This is a genomic window from Streptomyces sp. NBRC 110611 (assembly GCF_001590865.1).
Classification (GTDB): Bacteria; Actinomycetota; Actinomycetes; order Streptomycetales; family Streptomycetaceae; genus Streptomyces.
This window is the reverse complement of the sequence record NZ_BBUY01000001.1, coordinates 490,866-513,190: the sequence shown is the minus strand read 5'-3', so window position 1 is coordinate 513,190 and position 22,325 is coordinate 490,866. Positions and strand designations below refer to the sequence as shown.

Sequence of the window (22,325 nt, the reverse complement as noted above, 5' to 3'; positions counted from 1 at the left end):
CACCCACACCCCCTCCACCACCTCACCCACGGCCATCTACCCCCTCACCCACGGCCACCTGTACGACATACACACTCGAACGAAGGTGCCACGTAAAGACGAGTAAATCCACACAAAGCCACGACCGCGCCACGGCGACTGCCCGCCGAACACGGCCGGATCCTCAACGCCCGCAGTCGCGATACTACACCCAGACGCGATACATCGCGATAGGGATTTCGATTTGCGTGCGACGACGCGGCGGGCGGCCGCGAGCCCGATCGTCAATGTGAGTGCGACCGCGCGCCACGCCTCCGACCTCGTCACTCCGCCATGACGTAGCCCGCCTCGCGGAGCGCCTCGCGCACCTCGTCGCAGTGCGCCGGCCCCTTGGTCTCGAGATGCAGCTCGACTTCGACCTCGGTCAGGCCGAGTCGCGGATCCGTCCGCACATGCCCGATGTCGACGACGTTGGCGTCGACCACCGTCAGCACCCCGAGCAGCCCCTCCAGCGCCCCCGGCCGGTCCGTCAGCCGCAGCCGCAGCGACAGATAGCGGCCCCCGGCGGCCATGCCGAACCGCAGGATGCGCTGCATCAGCAGCGGGTCGACGTTCCCGCCCGACAGCACCGCGACCACCGGCCCCTCGAACGACTTCGGGTCGGCGAGCAGCGCCGCCACCGGGCTGGCCCCGGCCGGCTCCACCACGAGCTTCGCCCGTTCCAGACACAGCAGCAGCGCGCTGGAGAGCTGGTCCTCGGAGACCGTACGGAACTCGTCCACGAGCCGCTGGACGATCCCGAAGGGCACATCACCGGGCCGCCCGACCTTGATGCCGTCCGCCATCGTCGTCGGCCCCTCGATGGCCACCGGATGCCCGGCCGCCAACGACGGCGGATAACAGGCCGCGCCCGCCGCCTGCACCCCGATGACCTTCACATCCGGCCGCAGCGCCTTGACCGCGACCGCGATCCCCGCCACGAGTCCGCCGCCGCCGACCCCGACGACGATGGTGCGCACCTCCGGGCACTGTTCGAGAATCTCCAGGCCGACCGTCCCCTGGCCGGCGATGATGTCGCGGTGGTCGAAGGGGTGGATGAAAACCGCGCCGGTCTCCCGCGCGTACTCCTGGGCGGCGGCCAGGGTCTCGTCCACGACGTGCCCGTGCAGGCGCACCTCGGCGCCGTATTCGCGCGTCGCGGCGACCTTCGGCAACGGGGCACCGGCCGGCATGAACACCGTCGAGCGCACTCCGAGGAGGGACGCCGCCAGCGCCACGCCCTGGGCGTGGTTGCCGGCACTCGCCGCCACGACGCCGGCGGCCCGCTCCTCCGCGGAGAGCCCGGCGATCCGTACGTAGGCACCGCGGATCTTGAACGAGCCGGTGCGTTGCAGGTTTTCGCACTTGAGGTGCACGGGGGTGCCGACCAGCCCCGACAGGTAGCGACTGCCCTCCAGCACGGTGGCGCGGGAAACGCCGGAGAGCATCTTGTGCGCCTCGCGCACGGCATCGACCGTGATCGTCCCGTTCATGTCGCCAGTCTCGCAGTTCGCCCGGCGGCGGGCCGTCCCGCTGGGAACGAGGTGGGAGCGTGGTGGAAACGTGGCGGGAACGTGCCGGGAACGGTCTGCGCGGGAGGACCGGGCGGCCCCCTGGGGTTACGGGGCGTTATCGGAATGGCCGGCGCAGGTACGCTCCGCGCCGTGGCCGCGTACGCTGTCCCCCAATCCATACGCATCCCATGAAGCGAGCACCCGGCCATGCCCACCTCTTCGGACATGACGACCCACACCGACCCCGCTCTTCTCGACGCGCTGCAGCATCAAGTCGCCGTCTTCGCCCGCCGCGCGGAACAGAGCCGGCTCGGCGGCGTCGGGCAGGCGCGCAACTCCATGGACCGCGCCGCCTATCTGCTGCTCAACCGCCTGGATCAGGAAGGGCCGATGGGCGTCAAGGCCCTGGCCGCAGGCATGGGCATCGACTCCTCCACCGTCACGCGGCAGGTCGCCCCGCTGGTCGACTCCGGGCTGGTCAGCCGGACCACCCACCCCGAGGACGGCCGGGCGGTGGTGCTCCAGCTGTCCGAGCGCGGGCACGCCCGGCTGGACGAGGTACGGGCTTCGCGCCGGGCGCTGATGGCGCTGGTGACGGAGGGGTGGTCCGAGGAGGACCGCGAGGCCTTCACGACCCTCCTGACCCGCTTCAACTCCTCGCTCCACCGCGTCGTGGGCGCCGAGGGGCAGCCGTCCTGACGGTCTGACGGCCTGACTGAGAGATGCCCTGGCCGCCGTCCCCTCCGCTCATTGCCTCACCGCTGACGGCTGGCGCCTCACGGCTCACAGCCGACGACTGGCGTCTCACGGCTCACGGCTCGTTGATCGCTGATCGCTGATCGCTGATCACGTATGCCGATCCGCCCCGGCTGCCCGGGAGTTGCCGGATACGCACCGCCGTGTCGGCCTCGGCCCTCGCCACCCCTCTCCCTGAGGGGCGGCGAGGGCTCCAGGCCGGCCCAGGGCGGCCGTCAGCCCAGCGCCTGCCGGAGATCGGCCAGCAGGTCCTCCACGGACTCGATGCCGACGGACAGGCGTACGAGGTCGCCGGGGACCTCCAGCGCGGAGCCGGCCGCCGAGGCGTGCGTCATCCGCCCCGGGTGCTCGATCAGCGACTCCACGCCGCCGAGCGACTCACCGAGGGTGAACAGCCGCGCCCGGTCGCAGACCTCGACCGCCGCCTGCTCACCGCCCGCGACCTGGAACGACACCATGCCGCCGAAGGCCCGCATCTGCTTGGCGGCGATCTCGTGGCCGGGGTGCTCGGACAGCCCGGGGTAGTAGACGCGGGTGACCTTCTTGTGGGAGCTCAGCAGCTCCGCGACGCGCGCCGCGTTGGCGCTGTGCCGGTCCATCCGTACGGCCAGGGTCTTGATGCCGCGCGTCACGAGCCAGGCGTCGAAGGGGCCGGCGATCGCACCCATCGCGTTCTGGTGGTAGGCGAGTTCCTCGCCGAGGGTGTCGTCGTTGACGACCAGGGCGCCGCCGACCACATCGGAGTGACCGCCCATGTACTTGGTCGTGGAGTAGACGACCACGTCCGCGCCGAGCGAGAGCGGCTGCTGGAGGTAGGGGCTGGCGAAGGTGTTGTCGACGACGAGCTTGGCGCCGGCATCCCGTGCGACCCCGGCCAGCGCCGCGATGTCGCTGATGCCGAGCAGCGGGTTGCTGGGCGTCTCCACCCAGATCGCCTTCGTACGGGGCCGCAGCGCGTCACGTACGGCCTGCGGGTCGGAGGTGTCGGCCACCGACCACTCCACGCCCCACCGCTCGACGACCTTCGCGAAGAGGCGGAACGTCCCCCCGTAGGCGTCATTGGGGATGACGACGTGATCGCCGGGGGACAGCAGGGTCCGCAGCAGACAGTCCTCGGCGGCCAGGCCGGAGGCGAAGGCGAGGCCGCGCCGGCCGCCGTCGAGGGCGGCGAGGTTCTCCTCCAGGGCGGTACGGGTCGGGTTGGCGCTCCGGCTGTACTCGTAGCCGCCGCGCAGCCCGCCCACTCCGTCCTGCTTGTAGGTGGACACCTGGTAGATGGGCGGCACCACCGCGCCAGTGGCCTCGTCGGGCTCCTGGCCTGCGTGGATGGCAAGGGTTTCGAATTGCTGATGGCGCTGGTCGCGCTGATCGCTCATGCCTGCCGAGGGTAGTCGCCCGCGCGGCCGGCCCACCTGGGAGTTCCCGGTTCGTTTGAACCCGCACCGGATCCGCACCGGATACGTCCCGGAAACGTCCCGGAACTTTCTGGTTCGCTGGGGAGTGGATACAACAGGATGCGCCGGATCCGTACGAGCACCACCCCGGCGCCACCGCCGCCATAGCGACTCCGACACCCGCACAGCCAACCGTTACCCGCGACAGCTCAGCCGTTACCCGCTACAGCTCAGCCAACCGTTACAGGCACAGGACACCTCATATGGACGTACTGCTGGTTCTTCTCGCCGCGCTCGCGCTCGGCGGCCTCGTCTTCCTCCCCTGGATGCGACGCCGACAGGCCGCCCAGCAGACCCGGCAGGGCCTGGCCGCGGCCGCCGACCCACTCGCGGGCTACGGCTTCGTCCCGCTGGAGGAGCTCGATGTACGGCTGCCCGGCCCCGACCCGGAGCTGGACGAGGCGCTGGCCGAGATCCGGCGGACACGCGACTGGCGCCCCGCGGCCGAGCTGCTGAAGTCCACCGGCGACGACTGGGAGCGCCGCTGGCAGCGGGTCCAGACGCTGGCCGGGGCCGCCGCGTTCGAGCTGGCCACGGGCGGCACGGAGCAGGACGGCGGGCTCCGCACCGGCGGCATCTGGCTGCGCACCTGGCGCTCCGAGGCCCCCAAGGACCCGGGCGGCGCCCAGACGCACGCCCAGTTCCTCGTCGTCCAGGCGCTGCGCGACCCGGGCTCGGAGGACTTCCGCATGATCCTGGAGGAGGCCCGTACGGTCTGCCAGGAGGCCGCGCTGCTGGCGCCCGGCAGCCCGATCCCGTACATCACCGAGCTGGCGGTGGCCCGGGGGCTGGGTGCCCGCCCGGCCGACTACCAGGAGCTGTGGTCCACGATCGTCCAGCGCGCCCCGCATCACATGGGCGCCCACCTCGCCGCCCTCCCCTACTGGTCGCAGAAGTGGCACGGCTCCCGCGAGGAGGCCGAGGCGTTCGCCGGGCACGCGGCGGCGAGCGCGCCCTCCGGGTCGCTCCTCCCGGCGCTCCCCCTCTTCGCGGTCTACGAGCACCTCCCCGAGGCGAACATGGTCCGCAGCCTCTACCAGAGCGCGGTCGTCGAGCGCGCCATCGAGGGCGCCCACTTCGCGCTCCGCGAGGCTCCCGCCGACCACCCCATGGCGCCGCACGTCCGGCATCTGCTCGTGTGGTTCCTGGTACGCGCCGAGCGCTACGCCGAGGCGATGGAGCAGCTCCGCCTCGTCGACGGCCATGTGGGGGCCGTCCCGTGGTCGTACGGGCCCAGCCCCGCCGCCGAGTACGCCGCGTACCGCGCCCAGGCCATCGCCGGCTGGGAACAGCTCGGCGGGACCTCGGCCGGCTTGCCGCCGGAGAAGCCGTAGCGCAGGGCGGGGCCGTCGCCGTCGGGCGGTGGCGACCCGCCGGGTGGCGGCCCTGCCCAGTGGCGGCGGCCCTGCCCAGTGGCGGCGGCCCCCGGGAATGCCGCCCCTGCCCGCAGCGTTACCCCCACCACAGCCTCCCGCATCCCGCCTGCCCCCTCCCCCCTTCCTCGTCTCCTTCCTCACCTGGAGCCTGATCCTGATGCCGTTCTCCCGCTTCAAGACCCACCTCCCCACCCCCGAGGAAGCGCTCAAGGGCCGTCCCGAGCCCGGCTTCTCCGTCCCCGAGCGACACACCGTCCTCGGCAACCCACTGCTCGGCCCGTACCCGGACGGCCTGGAGACCGCCGACTTCGGCCTGGGCTGCTTCTGGGGCGCCGAGCGGAAGTTCTGGCAGACCGAGGGGGTGTGGACCACCCTCGTCGGCTACCAGGGCGGGCACACCCCGAACCCCACCTACGAAGAGGTCTGCAGCGGCCACACCGGCCACACCGAGGCCGTCCGCGTCGTCTACGACCCGGCGGTCGTGCCGTACACGTCCCTCCTGAAGCTCTTCTGGGAGTCCCACGACCCCACCCAGGGCTTCCGCCAGGGCAACGACGTGGGCACCCAGTACCGCTCCGCGCTCTACACCCACTCCCCCGCCCAGCAGCAGGCCGCCGAGGCCTCCCGCGACGCCTACCGCGCCGTCCTTCACCGCTCCGGCTACGCCGACATCACCACCGAAATCCTCCCCGCCGACGCCACCCGCCCCTTCTATCCGGCCGAGGCATATCACCAGCAGTACCTCGACAAGAACCCGGCGGGCTACTGCGGGATCGGGGGCACGGGGGTGTCCTGCCCGGTGGGCATCGCGCCCTTGGAAGGGTGACGAGTGACGGGTGACGGGTGACGGGTGCGCAGGGAGAGAGCCGCGAGGTGAGGGAGGGGCGCGGTTAGGGCCGGGTTGTGCGGAAGCGGAAGCGGTTCTTGGTGAGGGTGAGGGTGGTGGCGGCGGGGTCGAAGCCGGCTGTGTGCAGTCGGGCGGGCAGGGTTTCGGGCGGTACCGGAACGTAGGTGTCGCCCAGGTGCATCAGGCGGAAGGCGTGGCTTGCGCGGCCGTCACAGCCCGCGAAGACTCCGCCCGGGCGCAGCACCCGGTGTGCCTCGGCGAAGAGCCGGTCCTGTAGCTGAGGTGACGGCACGTGATGCAGCATGGTGAAGCAGACGACGGTGTCGAAACCGGCGTCCGGGAGCGGCATCGCGGCGCCGTCGCCGTGCACCACCTCGATCCGGTCGCCGTGTCGGGCGTACCTGGCCCGTAGCCGCCGCGCCGCGTACTCGTCGACCTCGAGGAGGGCCAGCCGGCCGCCGGTGCGACGCTCCAGCACCCGTGTCGTGGCGCCGTACCCGGGACCGATTTCCAGGGTTTCGGCGCCCAGTTGTACGTCGTGCAGGGCCCATGGCAACAGGTCTTTCTCCACCGCACGGGCCCACAGGCGGGAGTTGCACACCCACTGGTGATATCGATTCATGGAGGGCATGGGGCGAGCGTAGGAAGCGGTGTGCGGTGACCACCAGGCGACAGGGGGACATGTTGTATCGCCGGACGGACAGTCGCGGGGCGGAAGGTGGGACGGACCGCGGGGCGGAAGGCAGGGCGGGAAGCGGGGCGGGAAGCGGGGCGGGAAGCGGGGCGGGAAGCGGGGCGGAGAGCCGTCGGGCGAGTGTCGTGGAGGAGCAGGTGGTGCCGGGCGGGCCGCTCGCCGGGGCGGCCGTGGTCGTGGGGAGCTTCGCGATGGCCGGCGGGCAGTGGTTCCAGCGCCATCGTCACGGGCACCATCAACTGACCTGGGCGAGAAAGGGAGTTCTGGCCGTACGAGCGGCCGGCAACACCTGGGTACTGCCGCCGTCGATGGCACTGTGGATACCGGCGGACACCCCGCATGCCACCGGCGCCGCGGGGCCGGCGCTCTTCCGGAGCTTGTACTACCTGCCGGAGCGCTGCCCGGTCGGCTGGCCGGCGCCCACCGTCGTCGGCGTCTCCCCGCTGCTGCGCGAGCTGATCACGTACCTGGCGGACGAGACCCTGGAGCCGGCCGCCCGCGAACGGGCCGAGGCCGTCGTCCTGGACCAGCTGCGCCCGGTGTCGGTGGCCACGGTGCAGGCACCGATGCCCCACGACCCACGGGCGCGCCGGGTTGCGGAGGCGCTGCGCGCCGATCCGGCGGACGGGCGGACGCTGGCCGAGTGGGGCGCCCGGGTGGGGGCGAGCGGCCGGACCCTGGCCCGGGCGTTCGTGGCCGACACCGGTATGCCGTACGGGCAGTGGCGCACCCGGGTCCGTTTGCAGGCCGCGATGCCGTTGCTGGCCGCGGGCGCCACGGTCGCGGCGGTTGCGGCGCGGGTGGGTTACGCCTCCCCGAGCGCCTTCGTCGCGGCCTTCCGCCGGGCGGTGGGGGTGCCGCCGGGAGCGTACTTCGCGCCGGTGGAGCCGTGACGGACGTCGAGAACGCCGAGGACGTCAGCCGGGCGCGATAGTTAGCCAGGCGCGGTGGTCAGCCAGGTGCAGTGGTCAGCGCAGGGCGCTGCCCGCCACCCACTGCGACCAGTCCATGTTCCAGCCGTTCAGGCCGTTGTCCGGCTTGATGGTGCGGTCGGAAGAGTTGATCACCTCGACCACATCGCCGGTCCGCGAGTGGTCGAAGAACCAGGCGCCGTCGGTCGTGGGGTCATCGGCGCCCTTCGCGTCCTTCAGGCCGATGCAGCCGTGGCTGGTGTTGGCGCGGCCGAAGATTCCCTTGCCCCAGTAGTTGCCGTGGATGAAGGTGCCGGAGGACGACAGACGCTGGGCGTGCGGCACATCAGGGATGTCGTACTCGCCCTTGCCGTCCTTCTTCTTGAAACCGACCGTCGAACCGTTCATCCGGGTCTGCTCGAACCGCTCGGAGATGACCATCTTGCCGTTGTACGTCGGGTTCTCGGTGCTGCCCGCCGAGATCGGGATGGTCTTGATGACCTCACCGTCACGCTTCACGGTCATCCAATGCGTCTTGATGTCGACGGTGCTGACCTGCGCGTGGCCGATGTGGAAGCGGACGGTCTTGTTCTGGATGCCGGTGACGCCCGGCGACGCCTGGACGCCGTCCAGGCCGAGCGCCATGGTGACCTCGGAGTTCGCCTGCCAGTAGCCGCGGGGGCGGAAGTCCAGCCGGGTGTCGCTGAACCAGTGGCCGACGACCCGCTGGTTGCTGCTGGCCGAGACCTTGATCGCGGACTCGACGGCGGCCTTGTTCTTGACCGGCTTGTCGAAGTTGATCGACACCGGCATGCCGACGCCGACCGTCGAACCGTCCTCGGGCGTGAAGTTCCCGATGAAGAGGTAGGGCGGGGTGACGGTGGTGAAGCGGGAGTTCTCCACCGCCCGGCGCCCCTGGGAGTCGACCGCGTGCGCGGTGACCTTGTACGTCGTCATGTGCTGAAGAGCCTGGTCGGGGGTCCAGGAGGTGCCGTCGGCGGAGAGCGTGCCGCGGACCGTCCGCCCGCTTCCGACGGCGGTCATGGTGACGTCGGTGAGCCGGCCCTCGCTGACGGTGACCTTGATGTCACGGTCGATGCCCACCTTGGTGGCGCCGTCCTTCGGCGTGATGGTGATCCTGGCTTGCGACGCTTCCTCGGCGGCTGCCTCGTCCACCTGCTGGGCGTTCTCGTGCCGTGTACCGCTACCGGCACCGCGCGCACCGTCATCGTCACCGGGACTGCCGTTGGCGGCCGCATGGCCGGTGCCGGACGCGGCGAGCGTGAGCACGCTCCCGAGCAGCGCGGCGGCGGCTATGCGGCCCTTGCGGCGCTTGCTGTCCGTCATCACACGCATCTCCATTGCTACCGATTACTACCGAGTGCTACCGATTACTGCTGACTACTGCGGATTTCGCAGGCAAACAATCCCCGAGTGAGCTGCCGATCAGAACGCAGGCCTATCCGGACGCAGGCATTCCGACCGACGCCCAGTGAACGCCTTTTCCGCGCCAACCGTTCCATTCCTCCGAAAAGTGTGGGGTAGGACACTTAGTGCGTTTTGATCACATACTGCACCTATGCCCCGTACGGCCATGGGAGACCCCCGTACGGCGAGGAGCGTGCCGTACGGGGGCCACGGCGGTGTCAGAGACAGTGCCGGGGTCAGACCTCGGCGGCCGCGCCGTCGGCCAGCTCCCACTCCGTCGCATCCCATTCGGCGTCGGGGTCGTAGTCGGTCAGCCCTTCGCTGCTCCACGATGCCTGGGCGAGTTCGGTGCCCGGTACGGCGGAGACCAGGTCGAACGGGTCGATCAGATGGGCCAGCGCCTCCGCCGGGTCCTCCGTGACGGCTTCCTGGGACCGTCGGCGCTCGTCGTCGGGCAGGGAGGGGTCGTCGTCGATGCGGTCGAGGGCGGCGCGGGTCAGCCGGTCCGCGTCGGTGACCTCCATGACCAGTTCGACATGAAGCCGCACAAAACGTGATGTCTCACCATTGCTCATAGCACGGAGGTTAGGACTGGATGGGGCCTGACTTCCCCGCGACCCGCGGCAGTTACTAACATCTGCGCTCAACAGCCAATTCGTCGAACCCACAAGGGGGATCGCTTCCGTGACCGCGCGACGACCACTCCTGACCGCCGCGACGGCGGGATCGGTGCTGTTCGCCTTGTGGTTCGTACCATCCGCCAATGCGATCGTGGGAATTGACGGCGCGAAAGATTCAAGCGATTCCAGCCTGAGTGGCGGTTCCGGTCTGAGCAGCAGTTCCGGTCTGAGTGATGGTTCCGGTCTGAACAGCGGTTCCGGTCTGCATACGGACTCGGAGTCCGCACCGGGGACGCCGGAACTGGCGGGCGGGCCGGGCCGGACGGGCCGCACAGGCAGTGGTGATGGTGCGGAGCGTCGTGCGCAGAGTGGTGGCGAGAGCGGCTCCCCGGGCTCGGGTTCCACCGCCCCGCAGCGCCTCCTCGCCGACACCGGCAGCCCGGACACCACCCCGTATGTGATCGGCGGTACCGTCTGCCTCATGCTCGGCGCCGGGCTGGTCGGCTACTCCGTACGCCGCACACGCCACGAAACGCCCTGACCGCCCGCGCGATACGCGCCGCCACAAGAACACGCGGATACGCAACGAGAGAAGGCCCCGGGCGTCGCGTCACTCACGCGCCCGGGGCCTTGCTCCGCGGGTCGCGGGCTGCGGGCTGCGGGCTGCGGGCTGCGGGCTGCGGGCTGCGGGCCACAACCTGCAACCCGCGACCGGCAAGCGGCAACCAGCGACCAGCAGTCGTCCAGTACTCCCCTACGCCAGCTCCCCGGTGACCGCCTCCACGGCCGCCACCAGCTTGCCGTCCCGCACGAACGCATACGCGCCCTCCAGGTCCGGCGCCAGGAAGCGGTCCTCGCCCGGGCCCTGGATGCCCTCGGCGCGCACCGCCTCCAGTACCGCGCGGGTGGCCGGGGCCGGGGCGAGCCCGTCGCGCATCTCGATGGCGCGGGTCGCCGCGTACAGCTCGACGGCGAGGATCCGGGTGAGGTTGTCGACGGCGGTGCGCAGCTTGCGGGCCGCGGACCAGCCCATCGAGACATGGTCCTCCTGCATGGCGGAGGACGGGATGGAGTCCACCGACGCGGGCCCGGCCAGCCGCTTCAGCTCGCTGACCAGCGCGGCCTGGGTGTACTGGGCGATCATCAGGCCGGAGTCGACGCCGGGGTCGCCGGCCAGGAAGGCGGGCAGACCGTGGGAGCGGTTCGGGTCGAGCAGGCGGTCGGTGCGGCGTTCGGCGATGGAGCCGAGGTCGGCCGCGGCGATGGCGAGGAAGTCCAGGACGTACGCGACCGGGGCGCCGTGGAAGTTGCCGTTGGACTCCACCCGGCCGTCCGGCAGTGCGACGGGGTTGTCGACCGCCGACGCCAGCTCGCGGTCGGCGACCAGGCGGGCGTGGTCGAGGGTGTCCCGGCCGGCGCCGGCGACCTGCGGGGCGCAGCGGATGGAGTAGGCGTCCTGGACGCGCGGGGCGTCGCCCTGGTGGTGGCCGGTGAAGCCCGAACCGGACAGCACCTTCAGCATATTGGCGGCCGAGGCGGCCTGCCCGGGGTGCGGGCGGATGGCATGGAGCTCGGGCGCCAGGACCTTGTCGGTGCCGAGCAGCGCCTCCAGGGAGAGGGCCGCGGTGATGTCCGCCGAGGTGAACAGCCGGGCCAGATCGGCGCAGGCCATCACGAGCATGCCGAGCATCCCGTCGGTGCCGTTGAGGAGGGCGAGGCCTTCCTTCTCGCGCAGTTCCACGGGCGGGATGCCGTGTGCGGCGAGCAGTTCGGCGGCCGGCCGGACGATGCCGTCGGGGCCCTCCGCCTCGCCCTCCCCCATCAGGGTCAGCGCGCAGTGGGAGAGCGGTGCGAGGTCGCCGGAGCAGCCGAGGGAGCCGTATTCGTGGACGACCGGGGTGATCCCGGCGTTGAGTATGGCGGCCATCGTCTCGGCGACCAGCGGGCGGACGCCGGTGTGTCCGGAGGCGAGCGTCTTGAGGCGCAGGAACATCAGCGCGCGAACGACCTCGCGCTCGACCCGTGGGCCCATTCCGGCCGCGTGCGAACGCACGATGTTGCGCTGGAGTCGGCCGCGCAGTTCTGGACTGATGCGGCGGATGGCCAGGGCGCCGAAGCCGGTGGAGACGCCGTAGACAGGGTCGGGCTTGGCGGCGAGTTCGTCGATGCAGGCGCGGGAGGTGGCGATGGCCGCGAGAGCCTCCTCGGACAGCTCGATCCGGGCCGCGCCGCGGGCCACCGCGACGACGTCCTGTGCGGTCGTGCCGGACGTCCCCAGCACCACAGTGTGCATATCCATATTCAGGCACCCTAGAGACTGAATCGCCGAATGTCACCAGTGGATGCCGGGTTCACCCCTTACCTGTTACCTGTTCAGCAGGCTTCCAGGAAAACACCCGCGGAGATACCCGGGGAGGTCCAGGGAGGTCCAGTGGGATCCAGTGGGATCCAGTGGGATCCAGCAGGGAGTTGCCTCACCTCCGGAAGCGTCGCCGCTCGGGCCCCACCCGGCGGTCCGGGGCGTCCGCGAGCCGTACGACGGGGTCGTCCTCGCCGCCGTGCCGGCCGGCCACCACCGGCTCGGCCGAGCCCGCCGCCTTGGCCTTGTACTGAGCGGCGTCCGCGAGCCGGAAGAGCCGGCGGGCGCTGCGTACCGGACCGATCGGGTGACCGGTCGAGGCGACCCCCACCGCGACCCCCTCTCCGAGGTCCAGCTCCCCGGCCCGGTCACACAGCTCCTCGGCCACCTTGACCACCTCGTCGGCCGACGGGCCCACCGCGAGCAGACAGAACTCGTCACCGCCGAGCCGGGCGGCCAGCGCGCCGGGCAGCATCGCGCCGCACAGCGACAGCAGCGAGCCGAACCGTTCCAGCAGCCGGTCGCCGACCGCATGGCCACGCGAGTCGTTCACCCGCTTCAGACCGTTCAGATCACACACCAGCAGGCTCACCACCGCATCGTCGACACGGTGCTGCTCCAGCGCCTCGTCCAGTCGCATATCGACCGCGCGGCGGTTGGCGAGCCCGGTCAGCGCATCGGTGAACGCCAGCCGACGGGCCTCCGCCAGCCGCTCGGTCTGCGCGATACCGGCGGCCGTGACGGCGGCGAGGACGCTTGCGAACTCGGCGTCCGACCGGTCGAAGAGCGGCTCGCCGGTGCGCCGGGCGACATACAGCTCGCCCCACGCGCGGCCGTGCAGCAGGATCGGCGCGACCACGCAGCAGGCCCGGCCGCGGCGGCGCAGCGCGGCCACCCGCTGCCGGTTGTACGGGCCGCCGCCGCAGCCCCCTCCCGGGGCGCCGGGCTGGAGATCCCCCGGGCCGACAACCGGGGGAGGATCCCCCTCGGCCGTCTCCACCCAGGCGCTGGGCTCGCCGCCGCCGGCCCACTGCTCGTGCAGGAAACCGACGATCTCCGGGAACTCGTGGACCGGGTAGCTCTCGTCGTCCGGGAACTCCTCCTCGTCATCGGCCAGTTCGCCGACGTTGACCAGCACCCGCAGTTTCCCCAGCTCACGCTCCCACTTCGAGATCGCCGCGAAGGAGCCGCCCAGGGCCTGGCGCACACCCTGCGCCGCGGCGTGCGCCGATTCGTGCGGGGTGTGGGCGGCCGCCATCGACTGCGCCAGCTCCACCACGGCCCGCAGCCTCGCATCACCCTCGCCCGTCACCGGATCCTCACATTCCGTCACCGCGAGCCGTCACTGTGAGCACGCTCTGTAGTACAGCGTAGGAATGTTTAACCCCTTTCGCCCCTTTCGGCGTGGGATTGACACCTGGGCGTTATCTGCGCCATCTACGCCGTCTGCGTCACGGCTGGTGAGCGCGGATCCGGCCGTGACCATGGCGGGGCGACTACGGTACGTGAGCGCCGCCACGCCCGTCTGTGACCGGATGACGCCCGGGCCTCACCCCATCGGGCCACTCCGGCCCCGGCCCCGGTCCCGGCGCTCACTCACCGGGCCACTGCGGATGCCGCTTCTCGTTGAACGCCGCGACGCCCTCCGCGCGGTCACCGGAGAAGGCCACACTGCGCCAGGCGCCGTCCTCCAGCTCCAGACCGGCCCGCAGATCGAGGCCGTGCCCCAGCCGCATCGCGCGCTTGGCGGCGCGCAGTCCGACCGGCGAATTGCGGGCGATCCCGGCCGCCAGCTCCAGCGCTTCGGCCCGGTCCTGCCCGTCCGCGACCAGCCGGTCGACCAGGCCCAGCGTCACCGCCTCGGCCGCCGGCACCCGGCGCGCGGTGAAGATCAGCTCGGCGGCCCGCGCCGCACCCACCCGGCGGGGCAGCAGCTGGGTGCCCCCGCCGCCGGGGATCACTCCCACCGACACCTCCGGCAGGCCGACCACCGCGGTCTCGTCCGCGACGATCAGATCGCAGGCCAGCGCCAGCTCGAAGCCGCCGCCGAGCGCGAAGCCGTGCACGGCGGCGAGGGTCGGCATCGGCAGCTCCAGTACGCCGGCGTAGGCGGCGCGGGTGTGCGGGCGCTGGCGCAGCAGGTCCGCGTCCGTGAAGGAGTTGCGCTCCTTGAGGTCGGCGCCCACACAGAACGCCCGCTCGTGGGTGGAGGTGAGCACCACCGCCCGTACGGAACGGTCCGCGGCCAGCTCGGCGCAGGCCTCGGACAGGGCGTCAGCCATCGCCGTGGAGACCGCGTTCATGGCCTTGGGGCGGTCCATGACCAGCTCCGCGACAAAGCCGTGGCGCTCGATACCGACCCACTCGTCCGTGCCGAACCGCTGCATAGTGCCCTCCCTGATGTCCCTGTTCACTGCCCTTGTTAACGAACGTTGACCTGGCTGATGGGGATCATGTCAGGTCAACGCCCGCAGCAACAGGACGGGACCGGCCGGACGAGACCAACCGGACGAGACCAGCTGGACCAGCGGGATCCACGACCGGCGAGGCCCACGACCAGCGGGGCCCACGACCGGTGGGGCCCAGGATCAGGGGGCCCAGGATCAGTGGGACGGGGCGGAGCACCAGGGCCGGGACGGACGGGATCCGTCATCAGTCCCTCCGCGTCAGCAGCCACGGCTCCACGACGCCCAGACCACGCACCGGCCGCTGCCACATCGGCTGCAGGGCGAAGCGGTAGGGCGGCGGCTCGGCGCCGATGCCCTCCTCGGCGGCCTTCTGCGCGGCCGCCGCGTCCGCCTCGGAGACCGGGGCATCACCGGTCCGGCCCAGTTCCTCCGCGAACGCCTCGTCCACCAGCACGGTGTCCTTGGGCGCTATCGACGTCAGCCGACTGGCCAGGTTGACGGTCGTACCGAAGACATCGCCCATGCGGGTCGCGACCGTGCCGAACGCGATGCCGACCCGCAGCTCGGGCATCGTCTCGTCATGGGCCAGCGTCTCGATCAGCCGCAGCCCGATCTCGGCGGCGATACCGGCGTCGTCCGCGGAGAAGAGGACCTCGTCGCCGAGGGTCTTGATCAGCCGGCCGCCGTGCGCGGCCACCAGATCCGCGGCGGTGGTCTCGAACGCCTCGACCAGCTCGCCCAGTTCCTCCTCCTCTAGGCGGCGGGTCAGACGGGTGAAGCCCACCAGGTCGGCGAAGCCGACGGCGAGCCGGCGGTCGACCATCTCGGCATCGTCCTGGGCCTGTACGACCCGGCCGGTGGCGGCGGCGAGCTGGCGCCGCCAGACGTACACGAGGAACTCCTCCAGCTCGGGCAGGAGCAGCTCGACCAGCGGATAGGTGATCTCCGTACGGGTCAGGCCGGAGTCCTGGGGCTCGGTGAGCCCCTCCAGGAAGGAGTCGATCTGCCAGTCGGCGAGGCGGGCGGTGGTCTGACCCGTGGACCGGGCGACCTGCACGGCCATGGCCTCACTGAGCAGCCCGGCCTCGACCAGACCGGCGAGCCGGCGCAGAGCCAGCACATCGGCCTCGGTGAGCGCCTTGACCTGGCCGATGTCGGCGAATCCCATGGCCCGCCAGAAGCGCGCCGCGAGGTCCATCGAGACGCCGGCGCTGCGGGCCGCCTGGAACGGCGTATAGCGGCGGTCGGCACCGAGGATGAGTTGTTCGAGCCGAATCGCGATGCTGTCGTCGTCGCCTTCGGCGCCTACATCTCCCTCGGCGCCCTCGTCGCCTTCGTCTCCCTCGGTGCCTTCGGCGCCTTCGTCCCTCTCGTCACCGGCTGCCGCCGGATCACCCGCAGGGGCGTCGCGTACGCCCTCGTCACCGGCCTCCGCCGAGTCGCCCGCCGAGTCGCCCGCAGGGGCGTCGCGTACGGTCTCCTCGCCGGCCTCCGCCGGATCGCCCCCGGGGGCGTCGTGTGCGGCCTCGCCCTCGGTGTCCACGTCGCGCGGGCCGGCGCCCGAGTCGTCAGCGGTCACCGGCCGCTCCCTGTCCGATCCCTGCGCACTGCCCTTCCGATCACGTCTCGCCGGTCGTCCGCTCCCTGACGGACGGCCTCAACGATACGGCAGGTGTGCTCTGGCTCACTCTCATATACCGGCCCTGACCACGGAAGAGATGCGAACGCTTCCCCTAGGGGGCGGTCGAACAGATCCCGTAGGGGTTGCGAGCGCCCCCTGCGGGGCCACAACCGGCGGGGGTCGGGCGGTATTCCCGTGACTCGCACCGCTCGCCCCTCTCGCCGCACTCAGCCCTGCCGCACTCAGCCCTGCTTCGCCCTGACGAGCACACGCCCGCCCACGGGGGGATACGCTCGCCCACGGGGACACGCTCGCCCTGACCGGACATGGTCGGGGCCACCACCCGTCAGCACCCAGGGCTCACAAGGGGCGTCCCCTGGCACCCGGGGCTCATCTCCCGGCACCCGGGGCTCAGGAGGAGCAACGCCGGCGCCGGGGGCTCACACGGGGAGACTCACCGGCACCGGGGAGCACGAAGGGGCGCTCCCTCTCTCCCGAGACCCCACCAAGACCCCCTCCAGGGGGCGCTTCCTCACGGAGCGGTTCCCCGTGCCGGCCGGAGATGGATGATGTCGCCCGCTCCGACGGGCTGCTGTACGCCGTCCGCAGTGGCCAGGACGAGGCGGCCGTCGCCATCGATGGCGACGGCCTCCCCGACGAGCTGCCGGTCCCCCGGGAGTTCGGCGCGCACCGAGCGGCCCAGGGTCGCGCAGCCCGCCGCGTAGGTCTCCTGAAGACCACTGGCGGCGGGGTCACCGTCGGCCGTCTGCCACTCGCCGTACCAGTGCTCCAGAGAGCGCAGGACGGCGCGCAGCAACGGATCACGGTCGGTGGTGACGGCACCGGCCAGGGCCAGCGAGCCCGCGGTGGGGACGGGGAGTTCGGCGGCGGTCAGGCTGACGTTCAGGCCGATGCCGATGACCACACCCTCGCCGGCGCGTTCGGCGAGGATGCCGCCGGTCTTGCGTTCCTCTCCCCCGACCGTGACCAGGACGTCATTCGGCCACTTGAGCGCGGTGTCGACACCGGCCGTACGGGACAGCGCGGTGGCGGTGGCGACGCCGGCGAGCAGCGGGAGCCAGCCCCAGCGCTCCTGGGGGACGCGCGGCGTGAGGTAGACGGAGAAGAAGAGCCCCGAGCGCGGGGGCGCCGACCAGGTCCGGTCGAGGCGGCCCCGGCCGGCGGACTGTTCCTCGGCCACCAGGACGGCGCCCTCGGGCTCACCCTTGGCCGCCCGGGCCGCCAGGTCGGTGTTGGTGGAGCCGGTGGCGGGAACGACGTCCACGACGCTCCACAGGCTCCCGGGGCGCACCAGGGCCCGGCGGAGCGCGGCGACGTTCAGCGGAGGGCGGCCCAGATCGCTCCAGCGGCCGGCTTCTTTGTCCCGGTTTCCCGGTGGTTGAGGGGTCATGGGGCCAGCCTAGGTGTGGCCAACGACGCAGTGCCGCTGAGCAGTCCCGCCGATACGCTACGAAGCGGTAGCCAATCCGCACGACTTCATCACCTCAGCACCCCGCAGCACTCGCAACACCCACAACACCCCGCAGCACCCGCAGCACCCGCAAAGACTTCAGTACCCGCAGTACCCGTCACACCCGTACGGCGCTCCCCGCGCCCGTACGACCCGAGTACGAGCAGTACAGGCCCGTACCACCCTCAGTACGCGCAGTCAGTCCAGGACGAGCAGGAGCCGCATCCCGATGTCCGAGCCGGAAGCAAACATCCACACCACCGCGGGCAAACTGGCCGATCTGCAGCGCCGGATCGAGGAGGCCACGCACGCCGGTTCCGCCCGCGCGGTGGAAAAGCAGCACGCCAAGGGCAAACTGACGGCGCGTGAGCGTATCGATCTGCTGCTGGACGAGGGCTCGTTCGTCGAGCTGGACGAATTCGCCCGGCACCGGTCGACCAGCTTCGGGATGGAGCGCAGCCGCCCGTACGGCGACGGCGTGGTGACCGGCTACGGCACCGTCGACGGACGCCCGGTGGCGGTCTTCTCCCAGGACTTCACGGTCTTCGGCGGCGCGCTCGGCGGTGTCTTCGGCGAGAAGATCGTCAAGGTGATGGACTTCGCGCTGAAGACCGGCTGCCCGGTCGTCGGCATCAACGACTCCGGCGGCGCGCGCATCCAGGAGGGCGTGGTCTCGCTGGGCATGTACGGCGAGATCTTCCGCCGTAACACCCACGCCTCGGGGGTGATCCCGCAGATCAGCCTGATCGTCGGCCCGTGCGCGGGCGGCGCGGTCTACTCCCCCGCCATCACCGACTTCACGGTCATGGTCGACCAGACCTCGCATATGTTCATCACCGGCCCGGACGTCATCAAGACCGTCACGGGCGAGGACGTCGGCTTCGAGGAGCTGGGCGGGGCGCGCACCCACAACACCACCTCGGGCGTGGCGCACCACATGTCGGGCGACGAGAAGGACGCCATCGAGTACGTCAAGGGCCTGCTGTCCTACCTGCCGTCCAACAACCTCTCCGAGCCGCCGGTCTTCCCCGAGGAGGCGGACCTCGCGACCTCGGACCACGACCGCGAGCTGGACACCCTGGTCCCGGACTCGGCCAACCAGCCGTACGACATGATCACGGCGATCGAGCACGTCCTGGACGACGGCGAATTCCTGGAGACCCAGGCACTGTTCGCACCGAACATCGTCACCGGCTTCGGGCGGGTCGAGGGCCACTCGGTCGGCGTGGTCGCCAACCAGCCGATGCAGTTCGCCGGCACCCTGGACATCAAGGCCAGCGAGAAGGCCGCCCGCTTTGTGCGGACCTGCGACGCGTACAACATCCCCGTGCTGACCTTCGTGGACGTCCCCGGCTTCCTCCCCGGTACGGACCAGGAGTACGACGGGATCATCCGGCGCGGCGCCAAGCTGATCTACGCGTATGCGGAGGCCACGGTCCCGCTGATCACCGTCATCACCCGCAAGGCGTTCGGCGGCGCGTACGACGTCATGGGCTCCAAGCACCTCGGCGCGGACCTGAACCTGGCCTGGCCGACGGCGCAGATCGCGGTGATGGGCGCGCAGGGCGCGGTGAACATCCTGCACCGTCGCACGCTGGCCGAGATCGACGACCCGGCCGCGCAGGACGCACGACGCCAGGAGCTGATCCAGGAGTACGAGGACGCCCTGCTGAACCCGTACGAGGCGGCCGAGCGCGGCTACATCGACGCGGTGATCGTGCCGTCCGAGACGCGCCGGCACATCGTCCGGGGGCTGCGCGCGCTGCGCACCAAGCGGGAGGCCCTGCCGCCGAAGAAGCACGGCAACATCCCGCTCTGAGGGACGCGGGAATGAGGGAATGAGGGAATCAGGGGGTCGGGGGATCAGGGGATCAGGGTCAGCGAAGGAGGCCTTCTCGATGATCAAGGTTGTACGGGGCAATCCCACGCCGGAGGAGCTGGCCGCCGCACTGGCGGTGGTGCGGGCCCGGGCGGCAGCGGTGACCGCCGTCGCCCCGGGGAGCCCGGATCACGGCAGCGAGTGGTCGGATCCGGCAGCCACGGTTCCGGCCCGGGCGCGGCTGCCGCACCCGGGGCCGCGGGCCTGGCGGACGAGCTTCTGGCCGCGCTGACCCGTCGGCCTTGTCCGCGGCCTGCCCGTCGACCTTGTCCGGCCGTCCGGCCCGTCGGGTCCCGGGTCAAATCGATGCATAATGCAATGACTAGTCCTTCGGGCTGTAGCGCCTGAGTACGCGTACTCAGGCGCTACAGCGCGTGGCGGGCACAGGATCGAGGCATGCTGTGGTCCGATCCGCCCGATGAGCCGCCCGAGGAGCTGCGCGATGTGCAGGCCAAGCTCCGCCGGCTGGGCATCGTGCTGGCGGTGGCCGCGGTACTGCTGATGCTCCTGCTCGCCGCCAGGTAATCCGTGCCGGACGAGACGAGGTGACGCTCACAGTTCCCCTCGCCCTTGCAACCAGAGCCGCCCGATACGCATCTTTCACTCTTGAAGAGCGCAATTCGGGCGTCGGGCCGCGGGCCGCGGGACCGGCGCTGCCGATGGGGAGTGGGAGAACATGAACAGGCCGCTGAGGCATATAGCCGTCTTCTGCGGGGTGCTGGTTCTGGCCCTGCTGGTGCGGGCGACCTGGATCCAGTTCGTCCAGGCCGACGAGCTCGCCAACGACGACAACAACCGCCGGGTCAAGATCGAGGCGTACTCCTACCCGCGCGGCAACATCATCGTCGACGGCAAGCCGATCACCGACTCCACGACCACCCCCGGCGACTTCAAGTACAAGCGGACGTACAAGAACGGCCCGATGTACGCGCCGATCACCGGCTTCGCCTCCCAGGGCATCGGCTTCTCCTTCCTCGAAAGCACCTACAACAAGCTGCTCAGCGGCAAGGACGACCGCCTCGCGCTCAACCGCGCCAAGGACATCCTCACCGGCGAGAAGCCACGCGGCGGTGACGTCGTCACCACCATCAACGGCAAGGCCCAGAAGGCCGCCTACGACGCCCTGACCAAGCTCAAGGCCAAGGGCGCCGTGGTCGCCCTCGACCCCCGCAACGGCAATGTCCTCGCGATGGCCTCGACGCCCTCGTACGACCCGTCCTCCTTCGCCGCCATGGGCGACGCCAAAAAGTTCGCCGAGCTCGACAAGGACGAGAACAAGCCGCTGAGCAACCGCGCGCTGCGCGAGACCTACGCGCCCGGCTCCACGTTCAAGATCCTCACCGCCGCCGCGGCCCTGGAACACGGCGTGATCACCGACATCAACGCCAAGACCGACTCCCCCGTCCCGTACCAGCTGCCGCTGAGCACCACCAAGATTCCCAACGATGTGAAGACCGCCGACTGCGTCAACGGGTCCCTCAAGACCGGTATGCAGTGGTCCTGCAACAACGTCTTCCTCGAGACCGCGCTCAAGGTCGGCAAGGACAAGATGCGCGAGACGGCCGAGAAGTTCGGCTTCAACTCGGAGGTCTACGACAAGGACCTGGGCGACCTGAAGGCCAACAAGAGCCTCTACCCGGAGAAGCTCGACAAGCCGCAGACCGCGCTGACCGGCATGGGCCAGGGCAGCCTGACCAGCACCCCGATGCAGATGGCGATGGTCACCGCCGCCCTCGCCAACGACGGCAAGCTGATGATGCCGCACGTCGTCGACGAGCTCCGCGGCCCGGACCTGTCGACGGTCAAGAAGTTCGAGCCCAAGCAGATGTCCCAGGCCGTCTCCGCCGACACCGCGAAGAAGGTGCAGGAGATGATGGAGAACACGGTCGACAAGGGCACCGCCGGCAAGGCCAAGATCGACGGTGTGACCGTCGGCGGCAAGACCGGTACCGCCCAGCACGGCGTCAACGTGGACGACGAGCGCCCCTACGCCTGGTTCGTCTCCTATGCCAAGCAGGCCGACGGCACCTCCCCCGTCGCGGTCGCGGTCTTCGTCGACCCCAAGGACATGGACATCCAGCGCTCCGAAATCGCCGGCGGCAAGCTGGGCGGCCCGATCGCGAAGGCGGTCATGGAAGCCGTCCTGAAGAAGTAACCCACGGAACTCAAGAACACCCGCAGTACACGGCAACGGCCGGGGCGCCCACCAGGCACTCCGGCCGCACCCGTAGTACGGCCTCTTACGGCCTCTCCTACCATGGCGAACATGACCGAACAGCCCCAGTCCCCTTCCCCCTCCGCCGCCTCTTCCGGCCCCCGCCGCCTCGTCCTCGCCTCCGCGTCCCCGGCGCGGCTGGGCCTGCTGCGCCAGGCCGGGCTCTCCCCCGAGGTGATCGTCAGCGGGGTGGACGAGGACGGGCCCACCGCCGACACCCCCGGCGCGCTGGCCCGCGTCCTGGCCGAGGAGAAGGCCGCCGCGGTCGCCGCCCGCCCGGAGGCCGCCGGCGCCCTGGTCATCGGCTGCGACTCGGTCCTGGAGCTGGACGGCCGGGCGCTCGGCAAGCCCGCCGACGCCGAGGACGCCACCGCCCGCTGGAAGTCCATGCGCGGCCGCTCCGGCATCCTCCAGACCGGTCACTGCGTGATCGACACCGCCTCCGGCCGCCAGGTCTCGGCCACCGCGGCCACCACGGTCCGCTTCGGCGAACCCACCGACGCCGAGATCGCCGCGTACGTCGCCAGCGGCGAGCCCCTCCACGTCGCCGGCGCCTTCACCCTCGACGGCCGCTCCGCCCCCTTCATCGACGGCATCGACGGGGACCCCGGCAATGTCATCGGCCTGTCCCTGCCGCTGCTCCGTCGCCTCCTCGCCGACCTGGACGTCGCGCTCACCGATCTGTGGGCCTGACCATCCGCTGCGCTTGGCTGGCTTCCCACGTTGTCGGCTTTCCCGCCGTGGGGGTTTCTCG

General features: G+C 71.0%; 20 protein-coding genes. 10 read left to right on the top strand and 10 right to left on the bottom strand.

The window, feature by feature from the left end:
- Positions 1 to 302: 302 nt before the first annotated feature.
- Positions 303 to 1,511 (bottom strand): threonine ammonia-lyase, encoded by a 1,209-nt coding sequence (gene ilvA, locus AZE13_RS02235; protein WP_066926185.1) that lies wholly within the window; start codon positions 1,509 to 1,511, stop codon positions 303 to 305.
- A gap of 228 nt (positions 1,512 to 1,739) precedes the next feature.
- On the opposite strand from ilvA, the gene AZE13_RS02230 reads away from it, so the two are divergent.
- Positions 1,740 to 2,231: a MarR family winged helix-turn-helix transcriptional regulator gene (locus tag AZE13_RS02230; protein WP_066926183.1), complete on the top strand. Its 492-nt coding sequence runs from the start codon at positions 1,740 to 1,742 to the stop codon at positions 2,229 to 2,231.
- A gap of 272 nt (positions 2,232 to 2,503) precedes the next feature.
- On the opposite strand, the gene AZE13_RS02225 is transcribed toward AZE13_RS02230, so the two are convergent.
- Positions 2,504 to 3,664 carry a cystathionine gamma-synthase gene (locus AZE13_RS02225; RefSeq protein ID WP_066926180.1) on the bottom strand — a complete coding sequence of 387 codons (1,161 nt, stop codon included), beginning with the start codon at positions 3,662 to 3,664 and terminating at the stop codon, positions 2,504 to 2,506.
- Between the two features lie 281 nt (positions 3,665 to 3,945).
- On the opposite strand from AZE13_RS02225, the gene AZE13_RS02220 reads away from it, so the two are divergent.
- The gene (locus AZE13_RS02220; RefSeq protein ID WP_066926177.1) at positions 3,946 to 5,076 is read left to right on the top strand and encodes a hypothetical protein; all 1,131 of its coding nucleotides are present in this window, start codon (positions 3,946 to 3,948) and stop codon (positions 5,074 to 5,076) included.
- Between the two features lie 199 nt (positions 5,077 to 5,275).
- A complete protein-coding gene (msrA, locus tag AZE13_RS02215; RefSeq protein ID WP_066926174.1) occupies positions 5,276 to 5,944 on the top strand; it encodes a peptide-methionine (S)-S-oxide reductase MsrA in 669 nt (222 codons plus the stop codon).
- 64 nt (positions 5,945 to 6,008) lie between these two features.
- On the opposite strand, the gene AZE13_RS02210 is transcribed toward msrA, so the two are convergent.
- A complete protein-coding gene (locus AZE13_RS02210; RefSeq protein WP_066926171.1) occupies positions 6,009 to 6,596 on the bottom strand; it encodes a class I SAM-dependent methyltransferase in 588 nt (195 codons plus the stop codon).
- A gap of 188 nt (positions 6,597 to 6,784) precedes the next feature.
- On the opposite strand from AZE13_RS02210, the gene AZE13_RS02205 reads away from it, so the two are divergent.
- Positions 6,785 to 7,552, top strand: a complete 768-nt coding sequence (locus AZE13_RS02205; RefSeq protein ID WP_220127553.1) for an AraC family transcriptional regulator — start codon at positions 6,785 to 6,787, stop codon at positions 7,550 to 7,552.
- A gap of 75 nt (positions 7,553 to 7,627) precedes the next feature.
- On the opposite strand, the gene AZE13_RS02200 is transcribed toward AZE13_RS02205, so the two are convergent.
- Both AZE13_RS02200 and AZE13_RS02195 read right to left on the bottom strand, forming a co-directional pair.
- Positions 7,628 to 8,917 carry an Ig-like domain-containing protein gene (locus tag AZE13_RS02200; RefSeq protein WP_066926168.1) on the bottom strand — a complete coding sequence of 430 codons (1,290 nt, stop codon included), beginning with the start codon at positions 8,915 to 8,917 and terminating at the stop codon, positions 7,628 to 7,630.
- A gap of 317 nt (positions 8,918 to 9,234) precedes the next feature.
- Complete coding sequence (locus AZE13_RS02195; RefSeq protein ID WP_181690225.1) at positions 9,235 to 9,573, bottom strand: hypothetical protein; 339 nt, start codon at positions 9,571 to 9,573, stop codon at positions 9,235 to 9,237.
- A 109-nt stretch (positions 9,574 to 9,682) separates the two neighbouring features.
- On the opposite strand from AZE13_RS02195, the gene AZE13_RS02190 reads away from it, so the two are divergent.
- On the top strand, positions 9,683 to 10,159 hold the full coding sequence (locus tag AZE13_RS02190) for a hypothetical protein (protein ID WP_066926162.1): 477 nt from the start codon (positions 9,683 to 9,685) through the stop codon (positions 10,157 to 10,159).
- Between the two features lie 213 nt (positions 10,160 to 10,372).
- Here the strand turns inward: AZE13_RS02190 and hutH are convergent, their stop codons facing one another.
- The 5 genes from hutH to AZE13_RS02165 form a co-directional block, all read right to left on the bottom strand.
- Complete coding sequence (hutH, locus tag AZE13_RS02185; protein WP_079123618.1) at positions 10,373 to 11,917, bottom strand: histidine ammonia-lyase; 1,545 nt, start codon at positions 11,915 to 11,917, stop codon at positions 10,373 to 10,375.
- Between the two features lie 175 nt (positions 11,918 to 12,092).
- A complete protein-coding gene (locus tag AZE13_RS02180) occupies positions 12,093 to 13,235 on the bottom strand; it encodes a diguanylate cyclase domain-containing protein (RefSeq protein WP_066927126.1) in 1,143 nt (380 codons plus the stop codon).
- A 334-nt stretch (positions 13,236 to 13,569) separates the two neighbouring features.
- Positions 13,570 to 14,364, bottom strand: coding sequence for an enoyl-CoA hydratase/isomerase family protein (locus AZE13_RS02175; RefSeq protein WP_066926155.1), 795 nt, complete (start codon positions 14,362 to 14,364; stop codon positions 13,570 to 13,572).
- Between the two features lie 265 nt (positions 14,365 to 14,629).
- Positions 14,630 to 15,964, bottom strand: coding sequence for an adenylate/guanylate cyclase domain-containing protein (locus AZE13_RS02170; RefSeq protein WP_066926152.1), 1,335 nt, complete (start codon positions 15,962 to 15,964; stop codon positions 14,630 to 14,632).
- Positions 15,965 to 16,538: 574 nt separating this feature from the next.
- On the bottom strand, positions 16,539 to 17,417 hold the full coding sequence (locus AZE13_RS02165) for a biotin--[acetyl-CoA-carboxylase] ligase (protein ID WP_066926148.1): 879 nt from the start codon (positions 17,415 to 17,417) through the stop codon (positions 16,539 to 16,541).
- A gap of 289 nt (positions 17,418 to 17,706) precedes the next feature.
- Here AZE13_RS02165 and AZE13_RS02160 point away from each other — a divergent pair, with 289 nt between their 5' ends.
- The 5 genes from AZE13_RS02160 to AZE13_RS02145 all read left to right on the top strand — a co-directional run bounded on the left by AZE13_RS02160 (position 17,707) and on the right by AZE13_RS02145 (position 22,264).
- Positions 17,707 to 19,296, top strand: a complete 1,590-nt coding sequence (locus AZE13_RS02160; protein WP_066926145.1) for an acyl-CoA carboxylase subunit beta — start codon at positions 17,707 to 17,709, stop codon at positions 19,294 to 19,296.
- Between the two features lie 79 nt (positions 19,297 to 19,375).
- The gene (locus tag AZE13_RS02155; protein WP_066926143.1) at positions 19,376 to 19,588 is read left to right on the top strand and encodes an acyl-CoA carboxylase epsilon subunit; all 213 of its coding nucleotides are present in this window, start codon (positions 19,376 to 19,378) and stop codon (positions 19,586 to 19,588) included.
- Between the two features lie 164 nt (positions 19,589 to 19,752).
- Positions 19,753 to 19,881 (top strand): morphogenic membrane protein MmpB, encoded by a 129-nt coding sequence (gene mmpB / locus AZE13_RS37750; RefSeq protein ID WP_258527537.1) that lies wholly within the window; start codon positions 19,753 to 19,755, stop codon positions 19,879 to 19,881.
- Between the two features lie 151 nt (positions 19,882 to 20,032).
- Positions 20,033 to 21,511, top strand: a complete 1,479-nt coding sequence (locus AZE13_RS02150) for a peptidoglycan D,D-transpeptidase FtsI family protein (RefSeq protein ID WP_066926140.1) — start codon at positions 20,033 to 20,035, stop codon at positions 21,509 to 21,511.
- A 111-nt stretch (positions 21,512 to 21,622) separates the two neighbouring features.
- Positions 21,623 to 22,264 carry a Maf family protein gene (locus AZE13_RS02145; RefSeq protein WP_066927124.1) on the top strand — a complete coding sequence of 214 codons (642 nt, stop codon included), beginning with the start codon at positions 21,623 to 21,625 and terminating at the stop codon, positions 22,262 to 22,264.
- Positions 22,265 to 22,325 lie beyond the last annotated feature (61 nt).

Excerpts from the sequence above, each read along its gene's own strand:
- AZE13_RS02175 (WP_066926155.1), bottom strand. The coding sequence starts at position 14,364 with ATGCAGCGGTTCGGCACGGACGAGTGGGTCGGTATCGAGCGCCACGGC.
- AZE13_RS02195 (WP_181690225.1), bottom strand. The coding sequence starts at position 9,573 with ATGAGCAATGGTGAGACATCACGTTTTGTGCGGCTTCATGTCGAACTG.
- AZE13_RS02180 (WP_066927126.1), bottom strand. The coding sequence starts at position 13,235 with ATGGCGGCCGCCCACACCCCGCACGAATCGGCGCACGCCGCGGCGCAG.
- AZE13_RS02220 (WP_066926177.1), top strand. The coding sequence starts at position 3,946 with ATGGACGTACTGCTGGTTCTTCTCGCCGCGCTCGCGCTCGGCGGCCTC.
- AZE13_RS02230 (WP_066926183.1), top strand. The coding sequence starts at position 1,740 with ATGCCCACCTCTTCGGACATGACGACCCACACCGACCCCGCTCTTCTC.
- AZE13_RS02155 (WP_066926143.1), top strand. The coding sequence starts at position 19,376 with ATGATCAAGGTTGTACGGGGCAATCCCACGCCGGAGGAGCTGGCCGCC.
- AZE13_RS02150 (WP_066926140.1), top strand. The coding sequence starts at position 20,033 with ATGAACAGGCCGCTGAGGCATATAGCCGTCTTCTGCGGGGTGCTGGTT.
- AZE13_RS02145 (WP_066927124.1), top strand. The coding sequence starts at position 21,623 with ATGACCGAACAGCCCCAGTCCCCTTCCCCCTCCGCCGCCTCTTCCGGC.
- AZE13_RS02225 (WP_066926180.1), bottom strand. The coding sequence starts at position 3,664 with ATGAGCGATCAGCGCGACCAGCGCCATCAGCAATTCGAAACCCTTGCC.
- mmpB (WP_258527537.1), top strand. The coding sequence starts at position 19,753 with ATGCTGTGGTCCGATCCGCCCGATGAGCCGCCCGAGGAGCTGCGCGAT.
- AZE13_RS02160 (WP_066926145.1), top strand. The coding sequence starts at position 17,707 with ATGTCCGAGCCGGAAGCAAACATCCACACCACCGCGGGCAAACTGGCC.
- ilvA (WP_066926185.1), bottom strand. The coding sequence starts at position 1,511 with ATGAACGGGACGATCACGGTCGATGCCGTGCGCGAGGCGCACAAGATG.
- AZE13_RS02200 (WP_066926168.1), bottom strand. The coding sequence starts at position 8,917 with ATGACGGACAGCAAGCGCCGCAAGGGCCGCATAGCCGCCGCCGCGCTG.
- hutH (WP_079123618.1), bottom strand. The coding sequence starts at position 11,917 with ATGGATATGCACACTGTGGTGCTGGGGACGTCCGGCACGACCGCACAG.
- AZE13_RS02165 (WP_066926148.1), bottom strand. The coding sequence starts at position 17,417 with ATGACCCCTCAACCACCGGGAAACCGGGACAAAGAAGCCGGCCGCTGG.
- AZE13_RS02210 (WP_066926171.1), bottom strand. The coding sequence starts at position 6,596 with ATGCCCTCCATGAATCGATATCACCAGTGGGTGTGCAACTCCCGCCTG.
- msrA (WP_066926174.1), top strand. The coding sequence starts at position 5,276 with ATGCCGTTCTCCCGCTTCAAGACCCACCTCCCCACCCCCGAGGAAGCG.